Annotated in this window: 12 protein-coding genes; 5 read left to right on the forward strand and 7 right to left on the reverse strand. The window is 67.3% G+C overall.

Annotated elements, in window-relative coordinates; translation table 11 throughout:
• Position 1: 1 nt before the first annotated feature.
• Positions 2-748 carry a molybdate ABC transporter substrate-binding protein gene (modA, locus tag JNG39_RS11295; RefSeq protein ID WP_368311476.1) on the reverse strand — a complete coding sequence of 249 codons (747 nt, stop codon included), beginning with the start codon at positions 746-748 and terminating at the stop codon, positions 2-4.
• A 170-nt stretch (positions 749-918) separates the two neighbouring features.
• On the opposite strand from modA, the gene JNG39_RS11300 reads away from it, so the two are divergent.
• Together JNG39_RS11300 and JNG39_RS11305 are read left to right on the forward strand one after the other, a co-directional pair.
• The gene (locus JNG39_RS11300; protein ID WP_368311477.1) at positions 919-1293 is read left to right on the forward strand and encodes a DUF2946 family protein; all 375 of its coding nucleotides are present in this window, start codon (positions 919-921) and stop codon (positions 1291-1293) included.
• A gap of 36 nt (positions 1294-1329) precedes the next feature.
• The gene (locus JNG39_RS11305) at positions 1330-3618 is read left to right on the forward strand and encodes a TonB-dependent receptor (RefSeq protein ID WP_368311478.1); all 2289 of its coding nucleotides are present in this window, start codon (positions 1330-1332) and stop codon (positions 3616-3618) included.
• A gap of 15 nt (positions 3619-3633) precedes the next feature.
• Here the strand turns inward: JNG39_RS11305 and lanKC are convergent, their stop codons facing one another.
• The 6 genes from lanKC to JNG39_RS11335 form a co-directional block, all read right to left on the reverse strand.
• Positions 3634-6324 carry a class III lanthionine synthetase LanKC gene (gene lanKC / locus JNG39_RS11310; RefSeq protein WP_368311479.1) on the reverse strand — a complete coding sequence of 897 codons (2691 nt, stop codon included), beginning with the start codon at positions 6322-6324 and terminating at the stop codon, positions 3634-3636.
• 171 nt (positions 6325-6495) lie between these two features.
• Complete coding sequence (locus tag JNG39_RS11315; protein WP_368311480.1) at positions 6496-6627, reverse strand: hypothetical protein; 132 nt, start codon at positions 6625-6627, stop codon at positions 6496-6498.
• Positions 6628-6782: 155 nt separating this feature from the next.
• Positions 6783-8177 (reverse strand): PAS domain-containing sensor histidine kinase, encoded by a 1395-nt coding sequence (locus tag JNG39_RS11320; RefSeq protein WP_368311481.1) that lies wholly within the window; start codon positions 8175-8177, stop codon positions 6783-6785.
• Between the two features lie 16 nt (positions 8178-8193).
• Positions 8194-9567 (reverse strand): sigma-54-dependent transcriptional regulator, encoded by a 1374-nt coding sequence (locus tag JNG39_RS11325; protein ID WP_368311482.1) that lies wholly within the window; start codon positions 9565-9567, stop codon positions 8194-8196.
• Positions 9568-9607: 40 nt separating this feature from the next.
• On the reverse strand, positions 9608-12001 hold the full coding sequence (locus JNG39_RS11330) for an ABC transporter permease (protein WP_368311483.1): 2394 nt from the start codon (positions 11999-12001) through the stop codon (positions 9608-9610).
• Positions 12001-12765: an ABC transporter ATP-binding protein gene (locus tag JNG39_RS11335; protein ID WP_368311484.1), complete on the reverse strand. Its 765-nt coding sequence runs from the start codon at positions 12763-12765 to the stop codon at positions 12001-12003. Before JNG39_RS11335 ends, JNG39_RS11330 begins: the two co-directional genes overlap by 1 nt.
• A 313-nt stretch (positions 12766-13078) precedes the next feature.
• Between JNG39_RS11335 and JNG39_RS11340 the strand changes: the two genes are divergently transcribed.
• From JNG39_RS11340 to JNG39_RS11350, 3 genes are all read left to right on the forward strand, one after another.
• Positions 13079-13888, forward strand: a complete 810-nt coding sequence (locus JNG39_RS11340) for a serine/threonine protein phosphatase (RefSeq protein ID WP_368311485.1) — start codon at positions 13079-13081, stop codon at positions 13886-13888.
• Between the two features lie 137 nt (positions 13889-14025).
• Entirely contained in the window at positions 14026-16203 is a 2178-nt protein-coding gene (locus JNG39_RS11345) for a glycoside hydrolase family 3 N-terminal domain-containing protein (RefSeq protein ID WP_368311486.1), read from the forward strand.
• Positions 16204-16285: 82 nt separating this feature from the next.
• A complete protein-coding gene (locus tag JNG39_RS11350; RefSeq protein ID WP_368311487.1) occupies positions 16286-17062 on the forward strand; it encodes a 3-hydroxybutyrate dehydrogenase in 777 nt (258 codons plus the stop codon).
• Positions 17063-17145: the final 83 nt, after the last annotated feature.

The raw sequence follows: 17145 nt of genomic DNA on the forward strand, positions 1-17145 counted from the left end.
CTCAGGGCTCGCCGAAGCCGAAGCCACGGAGGATCGCCGTGCCCTCGGGAGAACGCACGAACGCCTGGAACGCCTTCGCCTCGCCGGCCTGCTTCGATCCCGCGACCACCGCGATGGGATAGCGGATAGGCGTAGGCGTGGGTACGGTGGCGGCGACCGTGACCTTATCTTTTGCGACGGCGGCGTCGGTGGCGAAAACGAAGCCGGCGTCCACCTCGCCGCGCGCCACGTAGTCGAGGCCCTGTCGCACGTTCTGCGCCAGCACGCCCTTGGCCAACACCGCCTCCCACAGGCCGAGCTTTTCCAGCGCGGCCCGGGTGTAGCGTCCCGCCGGCACCGACGCGGGGTCGCCGTAGGCCACGCGCCTGACCGAAGCGTCCTTGAGATCGTCCACCTTGCCGATGGGGCCGCGGCCCTCCTTCGGCACGATCAGCACCAGCGCGTTGCGGGCGAAGTCCTCGCGCGTGGCGGCCTCCACGGCTTTCGCCGCCACGGCCTTGTCCATGGCCTCCTCGTCGGCCGACGCGAACACGTCGGCCGGCGCACCGTTGGCGATCTGCCGCAGCAGCACGTCGGAGGCGGCGACATTGAGCACCACGTGGGTCCCCGGATGCTTCGCCTCGAAGGCCTTGCCCATCGCATGGAATGCGTCGGTGAGGCTGGCGGCGGCGGACACCACGAGGTCGTCGGCGCTCGCCAGCGTGGGCACGGACAGCAGGAGGAGCGCGACGAGGGGGCGCAGCCGCATGGGGAGAGTCCAGAATGAAAGTGACGAAACTATATCGCGCTCCACGCAACCTTAGGCACCGGCCTGCGCCGGCGCGACGAGCGACGCGACACCGTGTCGCATCGCGTTCACGCCGCGCCATGCCATCATCCCTGGACCCTGGTCCAGGGTCGTGAAGAGGGGACGTCGACGTGCGTCGCGTGGCCGGACATCGCTGGTGGTCGTGGATGGCGGCATTCGCCGTCTGGATCGCCGTGCTCGCGCCCACGATCTCGCGTACCGCCGAGGCCTGCGTCTTTCCCGAGTTGACCGCGATGTGCGGTCACGTCGCCGCCGGGCACGAACACCATCATCACGGCGGCGGTCGGCACGACGAAGGCGACGAGGCCTGCGGGTATTGCACGCTCTTCGCCAGCACGCCGACCCTCGGCGGTACGTTCTTCGTGCATGGCGTGGCCTTCGTGGTGGCGCCGCCGCCGTCGCTCCGCCCCGTCACGCGCGGTTTCCATCGCGTGGCATTTCTCCTTCCCCCCTCGCGTGGCCCACCCGACGTCGTTCGATCCTGATCGCCTTCGATCCGACAACGACACGGACCCTTAGCCATGCCCATCCTTTCGCCCGATGGCCGCGCGCTTGCGCGCGCCATCGCCTGCGCCCTCGGCGCGGGCACCCTGTCGGCGCACGCCGCCGACGATCCGCAACACGCCACCGCGCTGCGCGAGGTGCGCGTCTCCGCCGCCCGGCAAGCCAGCGCCGTCGACCCTGACATGCCATCGGCCGTCGAAACGGTCACGGCCGAACAACTCGACCGCCTCAACGTCGTCAATACCGAAGATGCGCTGAAGTACCTGCCCGCCTTCGGCATCCGCAAGCGCTTCATCGGCGACGAGAACGCGACGTTCTCCGTGCGCGGCACCAGCAACCAGCAGAGCGCGCGCGGCCTCGTCTACCTCGACGGCATGCTGCTTTCCAACCTGCTGGGCAACAACTGGGCCAATCCGCCGCGCTGGTCGATGGCCTTTCCCGAGAACCTCGCCCGCGTCGAGGTGATCTACGGCGCCTATTCGGCGCTCTATCCAGGCAACGCCATCGGCGCCACCGTGCTGATGACCACGCGCATGCCCGACAAGCTCGAAGTCACCGCCGACGTGCAGGGCTTCACCCAGCACGTGGATACCTATGGCGTGGCCCGCGACTATGGCGGCAGCCGCCAGAGCGCCACGCTGGGCGACCGCAGCGGCAGGTTCGCGTTCCTGGTCGGCGTGTCGCACCTGCAATCCAACGGCCAGCCGCTGGTGTACGCCACGCAGAACCGCTCGACGGCGACGGGCGCCGCGCCCGTCGTGAGCGGCGCCATCGGCGATACCGGCCCCAACGGCCTGCCGCGCGAAGTGTTGGGCATCAACAGCGAGGGCCAGGAAGCGACGAGCCAGGACGAGGCGCACCTGCGACTCACCTATGACATCACGCCGGACCTTACCGGCGGCGTGACGGCAGGCTACTGGAAACAGGATCTTTCCCATCGCACGGAGAGTTTCCTGCGCGACGCCGCCGGACGGACGGTGTATTCGGGGCCGGTGACGATCGACGGCCGCCGCTACGTGCTGCCGGCCAACTTCTTCGCGCCGAGCACCCGCCAGAGTCGCAACGAACTCTACGGCATCTCGCTGGGGACCCACCGGGACAGCGGCTGGAACGTGGCGGGCGATGCGTCGTATTTCGACATGGACCGCAATCGCGACCGCGTCGCTTCCGCGTTCGACGACGATGGCCCCGGCCTGCTCACCGCAGGCGACGGCAGCCGCTGGCGCACCTTCGACCTGCGCGCCAGCCGCACCCCCGATAGCGGCGGCGCGAACACCCATGCCGTGAGCTTCGGCTACCACTTTGACGGCTATCGCCTGCGCAACGCGAACCTTGCGCTGGACGACTGGCGCGACGGTGCCGCGGGCGGCTTCACGGGCGGCAACGGCGGCAGTACGCAGACGCAGGCCGTCTACCTGCAGGACGCCTGGCAGCTCGACGAACGCTGGCGCCTCACCGCCGGAGCGCGCTACGAGCAATGGCGGGCCTTCGGCGGATGGCGGGCCACCGCGGCCGCTCGCACCGGCTACCCGCAACGCAAGGAATCGCATACCTCGCCCAAGCTGTCGCTGGCGTACGCGGCTAGCGACGAACTCACCCTGCGGCTGTCGGGCGCCCGGGCCTACCGCTTCCCCACGGTGAGCGAACTGTTCCAGGGCACCTTCAACGGCATCTCGCTCATCAACAACGATCCGAACCTGAAACCGGAAAACGACCTCTCGCGGGAGTTGTCCGCCGAGTGGTATCGCGGCAACGGTGTCACGCGCTTCACCGTGTTCCGCAGCGATACGCGCAACACCCTGTTCAGCCAGACCGACGTCACCGTGTTTCCCAACGTCACCCGCGTGCAGAACGTGGCGCTGGTGCGCACTCGCGGCGCGGAGGCCAGCTACGACGGCACCGGCGTGGCCTGGTCGTGGCTCGACCTCACGGCCAATGCCGCCTATACGCAGGCCACCACCGTGAGCAACCCGCGCAACCCGGCATCGGTGGGCAAGCAGTTCTATCGCATCCCGCGCTGGCGGGCCAACGTGGTGGCGACGCTCCACGCCGACGCGCGCACGACGCTGAGCCTGGCCGGGCGTTACTCGGGGCGCCAGTACAACACGCTGGACCATAGCGACATCGATCCGGACACCTTCGGCGGCGCGAGCGACTTCCTCACCTTCGACGCGAAGGTGACCTGGAAGGCGAGCGACCACCTGGAACTGGGCGTGGGCGTCGACAACCTCACCGATCGCCGCTATTACGTCTATTACCCGTATCCGTCGCGCACCTTCCTGGCGGAGGCGAAGTTCAGGCTCTAGGTCGCGCGAGCGATGTCACGCCGCTTCGGTGGACGCATGCGCCACCGACGGCATGTGCTCGTCGAGCATGAACGACGCCGCACCGCCGCGCCACAGGCGATCGAAGAAGGCGGCGACGCCCGCGCTGCCGGTGGCGAAGTCGCAACTGAGGCGAACCAGTTCCCTGCCCGGCACGGCCAGTCCACCCTGGCGTCGCACCAGGAAAGGCTCGATACCGCTCGCCACGCGATGGGCCTCGCGTCGATAGATCGCCGCACGGTCGGGTAGATAGGCGGCCAGGTCGAGCAGGGTTTCGCCGATACCCGCCAGTCCGTCCTGTCGCCCGGGGCAAACGGCATGCGGGCGGAACAGGTCAGCCTCGGCCGCCATCACCATATCGCGGTAGCCGGGGTCGCCAGTGGCGGCCAGCATGCGCGCGGCCACCGCGACTACGCCCGCCGTGCCGTGACGAAGGTACGGCGTGACGGTGCCGTGTCCGACCTGCAGCGGCCAGGTCGGGTCGCCGTCGACATTGAGGCATCGCTGCGCGAAGTCGTAAGCCAACGCGCGCCGCGCCCCGACGATGAAGCGTGTTTCACCCGTGACCAGGTGCAGGTGCAGCAGAAACAGCGCGACACCCGATGCGCCATGGGCCAAGCCCACCGGCTTCGCATCGTTCTCCGGCCAGTGCAGGCCATGGTCGTCGTCGACCGCGGCGGCAAGCAACGCGTCGCCCGCCATGATGGCTTCGCGAAGAAAGACGCCGTCTGCCGTTTCGTACCACGCCTTCAGCCGCGCCAGCCCCCACCCGGACTGACCCGCATGCAGCCCATGGGCACTCCATTCGATGGGCGTATCCGACGATCGTCGCAGCAGTGCCGTGGCGGTGTCGCCCTGCCCCGCGTCGTAAAGCACCCAGGCGATGCCACTGTCACCGTTGGCCAGGTCCACGCCTCGCGAGCGCGAACTCCGCGTGCCGTCGAGCACGTAGTCGACGAGTCCGGACGGCGGCGTGCGCCGTCCCCTCAGGAAGGCGTGCAGGACGCCCGAGGCGCCGTGGGCCACGCCCCACGGATGCGTCTGGAAGATTTCGGCGCCCGCCGGCACGTAACGGTCGGGCCTGGCATGGGCGGCGCGATCCTCGATGAAGCGAAACAGTTCCGCGGAAGGATCGCAGGCGAGCGGATGGGGCATCCCGCGATGGGGAACCGGCGGATTGCCGCCGTCGAGGTGTTCGACGGCACCCCTGATCCGCGCCATCGCATCCAGCGGACGCGGCCGGCGCTTGGGATCGTCGGCAAGCAGGCCGACGATCGCATCGGCGATCTCCGCGGGATAACCCATGTCCCTCACCATTCGCGACGTGAAACGCAGCGCGGCGCCGCGGTCCAGCGGCAGCATCGCGTTGACCGGCATCATCGCCGCGAGCAGGTTGGCACCGAACGCGTAGTGGTCGTCGGCACACGCTGCCGCATGATCTCTTCGTCGCGGCACGGCGGGGGCGAAGCCCGGCGTGAGCAGATCGGGCGACACGTCGAGGCCGTCTTCGGCGCAAGCTTCCAGGTCGATGATTCGCACCCCGCCCTCGCCGTCGACGATGCAGTTGTGGAATGAGAGGTCGCCCAGCGAGACGCCGATTCCATGCACGCGATCGATGACGGTTGCCAGGTTCGTGAATACCTTGCACAGGTCGCCCAGGAACACCGCGACATCGGCACGGGTAGCGCGGGTCTTCAGCCACGGGTATCGGCGCCCAAGCCAGCGGCGCAACGTTTCGCCCTCGAGGTACTCCTCGACGAGAAAGGTATGTTCCCACTCCCGGAAATGCGCCACGGGTCGAGGGGCGACGCCCATGGGAGCCAGGAGGCGAAGAAGGCGGAACTCCTTGCGCAACGTTCCCGTGGCGGCATCGGCGCCACCGATGTAGGGGCGCGCTTCCTTGACGATCACCCGCCGCCCCTCGTCCAGGTCGTCGGCGAGGTAGATGCCGCCGGCCGACGAAAACGACAACGCGCGGTGCATGCGAAACCGGCCACCACCGATCGACACGGGACCCGCCGTTCCCTCGCCGTCGGACGGGAACGGATCGCGCAGCCATTCTGGCAGGCGAAAGCCCGGCTGCCGCGAGTCGATTTCGCGGGAACCGTCAGGGCGTACCAGCATCCATTGCGCCCGTCCGTCGATACCGATGCTCGGTTCGCCACGGATACCGCCGTAGCGGTAGTACAACACGTGGGAATCGCGGTAGCGACGATCGGTCAGTACATAGGGCCCCACGTAGCCCGAAAGGGATGCATGCAGGTCCTCCAGCACGCGCCTGAATTGATCCGTATCGCGCGGATAGATCGTCATGAATTTGCCGGATCCACCGCGCGGCCAGCGCTTGCCGTTGACGTGCCCGAGCATGGCCGCGTCAGCGGCGAACTTGAATGCGACGCCGTTTTCGACGAGCACCGCCGCGGCGATCGACAGCACGATCCGCGCGGTGGCGACGACCGACGACACGTGGATCTTCCAACCCTGCATGGGCAACGCGGCGTCGGAAGGCATGCACTGCACCCAGATCCCGCTGCGCTCGAGGTTCCAGCTTCGGCATCTTTGTTTGTGACTGTCGTGCCTGCGCACGATGCGGCGGACGGCGTCGACGAAGTCGCCCTCATCGATGGGGCGGCTGCCATGGGTATCGAAAAAGTCACGGTCCACGCCCGTGTACGGAAGCAGATCCATTCGAGGTTCCATGACGCGCCGTCCCTTTGCCGTTTCAACAGAACCCAGTGTGTGGAGCGACCCGGACGTCGCTCCACACACCTTCGTCTCCCTTGATTTCTGCGGCGACATCCACCGCGACTCTGCGCAGGGGACCTTCGCCCGGTCACGTTTCGTCAGGACATGCCCGACTCACTCGTTGAACGCGTCGACGTTGCCGAAACAGCAACTCGTCAGACTGCACGCACTGGGGTTGGTGACGTCCGTGATCGCACCCGCTTCCGTGTCCTGTTGCAGCAATTGCAAGCCAAGTACATGGTTCATGTCCCTATCCTTCCGTGATGACCGTGCACCCCGCGGGAGTGCGGAGTGCGGCGCGATTCTGGAATCGGCACCGGGACGCCGCAACGGACGCGACCCCTCATTTGCCGGAAAATACCGTGTTGCACGGCTTTTTTTCGGTCACGCATCGATTCCGGTCATGTCGTCGTCCGGATGCGGACACCGTTGTCCGTGGACGGACGATCCAGGCTGCCACGCGGCAGGTGCACGGTGGCGACGGCCCCGCGCCCCGTGGCGCCCGAGGCGAGGTGCACCCGGCCCCCGTGGGCCTCCACGATCAACCGGGTCAGGCTCAGTCCGATGCCGGAACCCTCGGGCTTGGTAGTGAAGAACGGCACGAAGAGGCCATCGCTCGCGGGCAGGCCGACGCCGTCGTCCTCGATGCGCACCACGATGTCGGCGATCTCCACCCACCAGTTCAGGCGTACGTCACCGCCGATCTTCAGCGTCGCCTCCACCGCATTGCGCATGAGGTTGATGAACGCCTGGCCGAGTTGGTCTTCGTCACCGCAGATCGTCACCGGCGTGCGTCCCAGTACCCGGATCGGCCGACGATCCTCCAGGCGCACCAGGCGCAGGAGCGATTCGTCCAGACGGAAAACCCGTCGCTGCAGTGGCGGCAACCCGGCCAGGCGACCGTAGCCGGAAAGAAACCGGGCCAGCGATTCGGCGCGTCGCCCGATGGCATCGAGGCCTTCGCGAAGCACCTCCTTCGTGTCCTGGGCATCCACGTCGAGCATGGTCGACAGGCTTCCCGAGAGCGAACCGATCGGTGTCAGCGAGTTGTTCAATTCATGGCTCAGCACCCGCAGCAGGCGTTGCCAAGCGCGGCGCTCCTCCTCGCTCAAGGCCACGCTGAGGTCGTGGAGCATGATGAGCGTGTGTTCCCGCCCGTCGCTGTGCCAGGCCGACCGCCGCACGGCCCATCGTCCGGCGACGGCCTGGAACGGCTGGTGCAGGATCGTGTCGTCCGTGGCCGCCATCAAGGGATCCATCCCCAGTTCGGTCGCGGGTCGTCCGATGACCCCCGTGCGGTCGGCGCCCATGAGGCGTCGCCCGGCGGGATTGATCAGTCGCAGGCGCCTCTCGTCGTCCACGACGAAGACGGCGCTGTTGAGCGACACGAGCAACTTGCCCAACAGATGCGACGCCTCGGTGCGCTTGCGTCGACCGATACGCAGTTCGTCGGACAGCAGGTTCACTTGGCAAACCAGTCCCCGCAGGGGGCCGCCCCCGCTGGGCTCGTGCCCACGAAGGCCGTAGTCGCCCTCACGCAACGAGGTCAGTAAGGCGAGCGCGGTTTCCAGCGTGAACAGCAGGCGCTTGCCGAGCCACCAGCCCATCAGGGCCATGCCCGCGACGCCGCCCACGCCGATCGCTACCCGCGCGTTCACCGGAAGACGTTCCAGGGTGAGCAGCAGCACGATCGCCAGAAGGCCCGGCCAGGCGAAGCCGAACGCCCAGAGGATGGCACGTTGGCGCATCCGCACCGGATCGGCCCACGAGTCGGATTGCGTCAGGAAAGCCTTCATGGCCCGGGCCCCGTTCCTAATCCACCTGTTCGGAATGGCTCTTCGAACGATGCTTGTCCAGGCGACGGTAGAGCGCCTGGCGTGAAATGCCCAAGGCCTCGGCGGCACGTTGGAGGTTGTGGTCGTTTCGCTCGAGCGCGTTGCGGATCAGCATTTCTTCCGCATCCGGCAAGGTGAGGCTGTCGAGCACCAGCGGTATGTCGGTCGAGCGGCTCAGCGCCAGGTCGGCGGCATCGAGTTCCTTGCCCGTAGCCAGCAGCATCGCGCGTTCGACGGCATGCTCCAGCTCTCGCACGTTGCCTGGCCAGGCGTACGTCCGCATGGAGCGTTCGGCGGACGGCGCGAATACCATCGCATCGCGACCTAGCCGGCGGCATTCGCGAAGCAGGAAATGCCGGGCCAACGGAACGATGTCTTCGACGCGCTCGCGCAGGGGCGGCAACCGAACCTGCATGGCGTTGAGGCGATAGAGCAAATCGCGGCGAAAGCGGCTCGCGCGTATGGCCGCTTCCAGGTCGGCATTGCTGGTGGAAATAACCCGCACGTCCACACGGCGGGTACGGGTGGACCCGCTCCGTTCCAGCTCGCCCTCTTCGATCACACGCAGCAGCTTCACCTGGTTGGACAGGGCGATGTTGCCCACTTCCTCGAGGATGAGCGTACCGCGATGGGCCAGTTCGAACCGCCCGGGCCTGGGCAAAGGGCGCTCTTCGCCCAGCATTTCGTCGACGAAGCGGGATTCGGGAAGGCTTCCCATGTCCACGCGGATGAGCGGCTCCTCCACGCGTGGCGAGAGCGCGTGCAGCTCACGTGCGAAAAGTGACTTGCCGGTGCCGTTTTCGCCCAGGAGGAGTACGTTCGCATGGGTCCTGGCGACCCGCGAGACCAACTCGACCACGCGCCGCATCGAAGAGGATTCGCAGATCCTCAGCACGTCCGACGACTCCCGCGACAGCGACGCTTCGCGGCGCAGCCGCAGGTTTTCCTCGCGCATCTCGCGCAGCGCCAGCTGGGCGCGCACGGTGTGCATCATGCGCGCATTGCTCCATGGCTTTTCGATGAAGTCGGCGGCGCCCAGGCGCATCGCCTTCACGGCCAGGTCGATGCTTCCCCATGCCGTCATGACGACCAGGGGCAGCTCGGGCACTTCTTCGCGCAATCGTCCCACCAGCGCGAGGCCTTCGTTGCCCGAGGTGGTGTCCGCACTGTAATTGAGGTCGAGCACCGCGCACGAGAACTCGCTTCGCGATACGGCGTCCAGCGCCGCGCCGGGCGAGTCCACCTCGAGCGACGGGATGTTCTCCGTGCGCAGCAGCACGCGCATCGCCAGGCGTACGTCAGGATGGTCGTCGACGACGAGAACGGGTGGTCGCGTGTCCGGGCGATTCATGGCAACTCCTTCGGCGGGCCGGAAGAGGGTATCCATCGCTTCATCCTTCCCTTATGACATGTATGGCGTCGATTCGCGCCGCACGCAAGGCGGGTGGACCGCTGGCGGCGACGGCCGCAAGCAGCATCGCCGCGCAGGCCGAAGCGGCCACCGCCATGTCGATCTTGCCCTCCAACGCGTACGAGGTGCCAAAGACACCCTGATGCGCCAGCAGCGAAACGCCCAGGCCCAGGGTCGCGCCCACCATGGTCGTGCGCACGTTGCGGGATACGACCACGCCCGCGAGGTCCATGGGCGTGGCGCCCAGCGCGCAGCGCAACGCGAAGTCGTGACGCCTCAGCATGACCTCCACGGACTGGCTCGAGTACAACCCCGTGCATGCCAGAAGCAAGGCGAGGAGCGCGAAGGTGACGGAAACCACCGCATCCCTCCGGTAGCCGGCGATTACCGCGTTCACATCGGCTCGCAGGGTCCGCCCCGCCGCGACCGCGACGTAGGGCGCGACGCCGTGGACCGCCTCGTACACTTCGTTGGTGCCCAGGCTCTCGGCGGCGGTTCCGCGCACAACGATGTACGTAGGCAAGTATCGACGAATGAAATCGAACGAACTCTCCCATGCCTGGGCCAGGGGGATGAAAACGGTCGGTTCCGGGGGCTGCGCCGGACCCGCGTGGCGGGTATCGCCCACCACGCCGACGATGCGCAGCGGTGCGTTCGGCGAAAGTTTCGACGCAGGCACGACGGTGTCGCCCACACCTTTGACCGCGAAGGCCTTCATGTAGGCCTCGTTTACCACGGCGACGCGCGGCGTCCCACCGGTGTCGGTGGCGTCGAGATAGCGCCCCGATCGCAGATGCAGCCCCATGGCCTGCAACGCCCCAGGCGTGGCGAGCGCGTATTGCACGTAGCGCACCGAACCGTCCGGCGCGGCGAAGGGCATGACGAAGCTTCCGCTGGCCGGCAAGTGGTTCGACACGCCGACGGCATCGATGCCGGGAATGCCCGACAATTTTGCCGCAATCGCATCGAACAGCGTGGCCACGTCGCCCACGCGGGGAAACTGCGTGCTATCGGCCTTGATCTCGAATGCCTGCGCAGCGTCGACATCGAAACCCATCGGCACGCGACCGAGCGCCCACAGCCTTACCGTCGCGGTCACGCTAAGCAGGAGCAGCACGACGGCCAGCGCCGTCTGCAATACGTTCGTTCCCCAACGCGTCCCGCGTCCGGCGTAGCCACCCACGAACCGGCGCATGGGAAGAATCCGGCCACGTGGCAACCCTTCGAAGTTGCCATGCGGCAATCCGGCGACGACGGCGATGCCTACCGTGAGCGCGGTGACGGCGATACCGAACAGGCAGCTATGCCAATCGAACTGAATGGCTTGCGGGGAAATCAGCCATTCGTCGGGAACGAAGCCGCCGAACACGTTCGCCACGATCCGTCCCAGGGGTACACCCACCAACGTCGCGAGAAGGGCGATCAGCAAGGTTTCGCCGATCGCGGGAAGCCACGGCCGCCAGCCGTGCGCGCCCAGGGCGACGCGCACCGCGACCTCGCGCGACCGCGCGACGGCGCGCACCAGCAGCAGGTTCGACAGATTCAGCCCCGCGATGGCCAGCACGGCGCAGGAGCACGCGAAAAACAGCAATAACGGCGGCTTGGCTTCGCCCGTCACCTGGGCGTCCAGGGGCGTGGCGCCATGCAGCGGCAGCCGCGTCGGACCGACCCGGAGCGTGGCCGCGTTCGCACGAGTGACGTCAAAGACCTTTCGCGAGAAGACCGAGGCATCCACGCCAGGCTTGAGCCGGGCCACCGCCGTCATGTTTGCGGCGTTGTCACCGACATGCCGGGCGAGGTCGAGCGGCAGGAACAGGTCCACTTCGGTAAAAAGCCGGTAATTCTCCGGGAGAACGCCTCGGATCGGGGTGGGCCGGCCATTGACGATGAGTGTCTTGCCGATGGCATGCGGGTCCGCATGCCATCGGCGCACCCAGAAACCATGGGAAAGGAGCACCTCGTCGCCTCGTCCCGACAGCCCTTCGCCCAGCGCCGGGCGAACCCCCAGCGTGGGCAGGAATCCTGCATCCACTCGCTGTGCCGTCGCCAGGGAGACGGTGCCGTTCGCGCTTACGTTCACCGATTCGGGCGTGCGCGCGATTCCACGCGATTCGACCGTGTCGGGCTGGCCCACGTCCTGGTATAGCATCGGCGAGGCGTAGCGCACCTGTCCGTTGGGGGGCCGTTCGCCATAGAGCACGACGCGGTCGTGATCGGGAAACGGCGGCCGATGCAGGATCAGGCTGTCGACCAGGGCGAACGCTCCCACGGTCGCCGCCACGCCGAGCGCAAGGTTCAGCGAGGCCAGGGCCAGCGAGCCGGCTCGACGCATCGCACCCCGCCGAACGCGGAACAGTTCGCGCATGGCGGCCATCAACGAGACGATTCCATCGTGCGTCGTTCGTCGAGGCCGCATTCCGCTTCGTGCTTGAGCTGCAGGTAAGTGCTCTCGTCCACCACCTGTCCATCGAGCATGTGAATGAGGCGGTCGGCCACGAATCCGAAACGCTCGTCGTGGGTCACCATGCAGATGGTGCGGCCCGATCCGTGTAGGCGGCTGAGCAACGCCATGACGATTTCGCCGTGGCGCAGGTCGAGGTTGCCCGTGGGTTCGTCGGCCAGGAGGATGGCCGGGTCGCCGACGAGGGCGCGCGCCACCGCCACCCGCTGCTGCTGGCCGCCGGACAACTGCCCAGGGTACAGATTCCTGCAATGCGCCATGCCCACGTTGCTGAGCGCATCCGCTGCCCGCTCGGCCCGTTCGTTTCGCCGCACGCCCGTTCGGAAGGTCAGCGGCAAGGCCACGTTATCGGCCACGGTGAGGTCGTCGATGAGGTTGAACGACTGGAAAACGAAGCCGATGTGCCGGTTGCGCAGTATCGCCCGCTCCTTGCGTCCCAGGTGGGTCACCGAATGGCCCGCCACCCGGAGTTCGCCATGGCTCGGCGTGTCGAGCAGCCCCATGAGGGACAGCAACGTGGTTTTTCCGCACCCCGATGGACCGGCGATGGAGATGAATTCACCGGAACGGATGTCCAAGTGGATATCCGTCAGTACGTTGTTTTCCATGGCGCCGGCCCGAAACACCTTGCCGATGCCGCGCATCTGGACGATCGCGCTGGTTGACTCCACGGACACGGTTCGACCTCGCTGCTGGGGGCCAGGCGCCGCTTATTTTTTGGGATGCTGCGCCCGCACGGGACGATTGTCGTGTCTGCGCGGGGAAGGCAAGAAAGGTATGGCGCGTTTGCCGGAAACGCTTGACGATGCGTTGGAACTAACGAATTCCTCACAAGTGCTCACGCAAGGATTGAATCGATTTTATTAAGCAAAAACTAAGCTTATAATGAGCTTAAGGGGATGGAACGCGGCCCTGGGAACGTCGCGGTGTTTTTTCGGATCGCGCAGGGCATCCATGCAACGCGGCCCGGCACGTATGGAGATTCTCCCCATGGTTCAGAAATTTTCATTGGGCGGCCGCATCGCCTGGCTGAAGCGCTACGACCCCGACACCTTGATCCGCCCGGCCATGGTCCGTGTGTGGAATGGCCTGGCGGCACGTCTCGACCTCGCCGCGCTGCGCTCCCCGCCACGGCATGCCGGCGAGAAAGCCAAGGAAATCGAACTGCGCCGCATCGAGGCACTGCGCGCATGCGGCGCTCCGGTGCCACGCGTGCTCGGCGAGGGTCCGCGCAGCCTCATCCTCAGCGACATGGGGCCAACGCTTGCCCATCGGCTCAAGCGCCTGAAGAGCGCCAACGACGCGGACATCCTCGTCAGGCAGACGGCGCGGGCCATCGGCGAACTGCACCGCCATGGCGGGTACCTTGGCCAGGCTTTCGCCCGCAACATCACGGTGGACGAACGGGGCGTGGGGTTCATCGACTTCGAGGAAGATCCCAGCGAGATCATGACCCTCGCCCAAGCCCAGGCCCGCGACTGGGTGCTTTTCACCACGGGCGTGGGGCCCTATTTCACCGGCCGCACGGATGCCTTGGGCGACCTGATCCGCGGGGAAGCCCTCAACGTCGAACCGCAGGTGGCCCGGGAAGTGCATCGCATCGCCCGGCGCCTCGGCTTCCTGGAGCGCGCGGGACGCTTCCTCGGACGCAAGGCGGCCGCGATGGGAACGGCGGTGGGAGCCATGCGCAGGGGTTTCGCCAGCATCGCGCTGGTGGCCTACCTCGTCGATATGCTCAGCGACGGCGACTGCGACATGTGGCGAACCGTGGTCGCCGTGGTGGAGCAAGCCTCCCTTTAAGCGTTCACCGCCGTGAAGACGATGGCGCCCAACGACGTAATCGTTTACGAGTAACGGCATTTACGTGCCCACTCGCCGGGCCCGTGCCGGTATGCTAGCCCGCTGCCGGCCCGCCCTACCGTCCCCAAATGACCGCCATGAACCGACATCCCCGCATCGAAGCCCTGATCGACCGCATGACCCTCGAGGAGAAGGTCGGCCAGCTCGGTGTGTTCGCCGATGCCGTTCGCCCCTTCGCCCCCGACATCAATCCCGAGGTGAATGCGCGCGGTGCGGCCGAGGTGCTCGACCAGATCCGCGCGGGCAGGGTCGGCGCGCTGTTCAACGGCGTCGGCGCGGCGGAAGGCCGGGAGGCGCAACGCGTGGCGGTCGAAGAGAGCCGGCTCGGTATCCCGTTGCTGTTCGGCTCCGACGTGATCCACGGCATGCGCACGGTCTTTCCGATCCCCCTGGGCGAGGCGGCCAGCTTCGAGCCGGGCCTCGCCGAACGCACGGCGCGGGCCACCGCCGTGGAGGCGACGGCCGCGGGCGTGCACTGGACCTTCGCGCCGGCGATGGATATCGCCCGCGACCAACGCTGGGGCCGCGTCGCCGAAGGCGCCGGTGAAGACGTGGTGCTGGGCGCCGCGTTCGCCGCGGCGCGCGTGCGCGGTTTCCAGGGCGACGACCTCACCGCGCGCGATTCCCTGCTGGCCACGCCGAAGCATTTCGCCGCCTACGGCGCGGTGGCCGGCGGCATGGAATACAACACGGTGGACATCGCCCCGCAGACCTTGCGCGACGTGCACCTGCCGCCGTTCAAGGCCGCCATCGACGCGGGCGCGTTGACGATCATGAGCGCCTTCAACGACATCAACGGCGTACCGGCCTCGGCCAACCGCGAGCTGATGACCGGCATCCTGCGTGACGAGTGGGGCTTCCGTGGTTTCGTCGTCTCCGATTACACCGCCGACATGGAGCTCATCGCACACGGCTTCGCCGAAGACGAACGCGATGCGACGCGGCTGGCCTTCGTCGCCGGCGTGGACATGAGCATGCAGAGCGGGTTCTACGGCGCGCACCTGGCCGACCTCGTGGAAAAGGGCGACGTGCCCATGGATGTACTCGACGAGGGCGTGCGCCGGGTGCTTTGCGTGAAACAGGCCATCGGCCTGCTCGACGATCCCTACCGATCGCTCGATCCGAAGGCCGAGTCCGACGTATCCACCCTCCCCGCGCATACGGCGCTGGCCCGCGATGCCGCGCGCCGCTCCATCGTGATGCTGAAGAACGACGGGACGTTGCCGTTGCGCAAGCATGCGCGGATCGCGTTGATCGGACCGTTCGCGCGCGACCGCGACAACATCGAGGGTTGCTGGACGCTGTTCGGCGACAAGACCCGTTACGTCGACATCGAAGCCGGCATCCGCGACGCGCTCGCCGGTGACGCTTCCCTCGAGGTGGTGGACGGCTCGGGCATCGAAGCCCCGCTGGAAGGTGGCATCGACGCCGCGGTGGCCGCGGCACGCCGCGCCGAGGTGGTGCTGCTGGCCATCGGCGAACCGCAGAACTATTCCGGCGAAGCGCAGGCGCGCACGCAGATCGTGGTGCCCGCCGCGCAGCAGGCGCTGGCGGAGGCCGTGATCGCCACGGGCACGCCGGTGGTGGTGCTGTTGAAGAACGGGCGCGCGCTCGCGCTCCAGGGTGCCGTTCGCGAGGCCCATGCCATCCTCGTCACCTGGTTCCTCGGCACGCAGACCGGGCCGGCCATCGCCGACGTCGTCTTCGGCGACTACAACCCTTCCGCGCGCCTGCCGGTGAGCTTCCCGCAGGATCCGGGCCAGCAGCCGTTCTTCTACAACCACCCGCGCACGGGCCGCCCCGAATTGGCCGACCAGCCGCCGGCGTTCAAGGCGCGCTATCGCGAGGTGACCTTCGAGGCGCTGTATCCCTTCGGCCATGGACTGAGCTACACCACGTTCGCCTACACGGCACCGACGGTGAAGGCGAGCGTGCGCTGGAACGAAACCATCGTGGTCAGTGCCACGGTGATGAACACCGGCGCGGTGGCCGGCGAGGAAACCGTGCAGCTCTACGTGCACGATCGCGTCGCCAGCCGCGTACGGCCGGTGCGCGAACTGAAGGCGTTCCGCAAGATCCTGCTCGCGCCGGGCGCCGCCGAGGACGTGGTGTTCGAGCTCACGCGAGCGGACCTGGCCTTCACGCACGTGGATGGCCGCACGTTCGAGGCCGAGCCGGGTCGATTCGACGTGTGGATCGCGGCGTCGTCCGCGCAGGGCGAGCCCGCCTCCTTCGTGCTGGAAGCCGAGGGCTGACACCGGACGCTTTGCGGTAGGCACCGAGCGGACGGTCTTCGCGCTACCGTATGAGGGCTTTTCCTCATCGGAGCCCCCCCCCATGCACGACCTCAAAGGCAAGATCGCCCTCGTTACCGGCGCGGCCAGCGGCATCGGCCGCGCCATCGCCGAGGCCTACGCCAACGCCGGCGCGAACGTCGTCGTCGCGGACATCGCCGCGGACAAGGCCCGTGACACCGCGGATGCCCTGGGGAACGGCGCGCTGGGCATCGCCATGGATGTCGCCGACGAATCCCACGTGGACGAGGGTTTCGCGCGCGTCGAGCGCGAACGAGGCCCCGTCGACATCCTGGTAAGCAACGCGGGCATACAGATCATCTCGCCGCTGGTCGATCTCTCGTTCGCCGACTGGAAGCGCATGCTGGCCATCCACATGGATGGCGCATTCCTCACCTCGCGCGCGGCGATGCGCCAGATGATGGCCGCGGGTCGCGGCGGGTCGATCATCCTCATGGGTTCCGCGCATTCGCACGTCGCATCCAAGTTCAAGGCGCCGTATGTCGCGGCGAAGCACGGACTGCTCGGCCTCGCACGCGTCATCGCGAAGGAAGGCGCGGAGCATCGCATCCGCGCGAACGTCATCTGCCCCGGCTTCGTGCGCACGCCCCTGGTGGAAAAGCAGATTCCCGAGCAGGCCAGGGAACTGGGCATCCCCGAAGCGCAGGTCGTGCGCGACGTGATGCTGCGCGACACGGTCGATGCGGAGTTCACCACGCTCGAGGACATCGCCGACACCGCGCTCTTCCTCGCCGGCTTCGGATCGAACGCGCTCACCGGGCAATCGTTGCTCGTGAGCCATGGATGGCACATGCAGTAGCCGCGTGCCGGCGCACGCCTACGCGCATCCCGGCAAAACGGCGTTTCCGCCGAGGGCTCGCCCCGATAGGTGACGAGGGCGAG

Source organism: Luteibacter sp. CQ10, assembly GCF_040900725.1.
Taxonomy (GTDB): domain Bacteria; phylum Pseudomonadota; class Gammaproteobacteria; order Xanthomonadales; family Rhodanobacteraceae; genus Luteibacter.

Excerpts from the sequence above, each read along its gene's own strand:
- modA (WP_368311476.1), bottom strand. The coding sequence starts at position 748 with ATGCGGCTGCGCCCCCTCGTCGCGCTCCTCCTGCTGTCCGTGCCCACG.
- JNG39_RS11305 (WP_368311478.1), top strand. The coding sequence starts at position 1,330 with ATGCCCATCCTTTCGCCCGATGGCCGCGCGCTTGCGCGCGCCATCGCC.
- lanKC (WP_368311479.1), bottom strand. The coding sequence starts at position 6,324 with ATGGATCTGCTTCCGTACACGGGCGTGGACCGTGACTTTTTCGATACC.
- JNG39_RS11315 (WP_368311480.1), bottom strand. The coding sequence starts at position 6,627 with ATGAACCATGTACTTGGCTTGCAATTGCTGCAACAGGACACGGAAGCG.
- JNG39_RS11320 (WP_368311481.1), bottom strand. The coding sequence starts at position 8,177 with ATGAAGGCTTTCCTGACGCAATCCGACTCGTGGGCCGATCCGGTGCGG.
- JNG39_RS11325 (WP_368311482.1), bottom strand. The coding sequence starts at position 9,567 with ATGAATCGCCCGGACACGCGACCACCCGTTCTCGTCGTCGACGACCAT.
- JNG39_RS11330 (WP_368311483.1), bottom strand. The coding sequence starts at position 12,001 with ATGGCCGCCATGCGCGAACTGTTCCGCGTTCGGCGGGGTGCGATGCGT.
- JNG39_RS11340 (WP_368311485.1), top strand. The coding sequence starts at position 13,079 with ATGGTTCAGAAATTTTCATTGGGCGGCCGCATCGCCTGGCTGAAGCGC.
- JNG39_RS11345 (WP_368311486.1), top strand. The coding sequence starts at position 14,026 with ATGAACCGACATCCCCGCATCGAAGCCCTGATCGACCGCATGACCCTC.
- JNG39_RS11350 (WP_368311487.1), top strand. The coding sequence starts at position 16,286 with ATGCACGACCTCAAAGGCAAGATCGCCCTCGTTACCGGCGCGGCCAGC.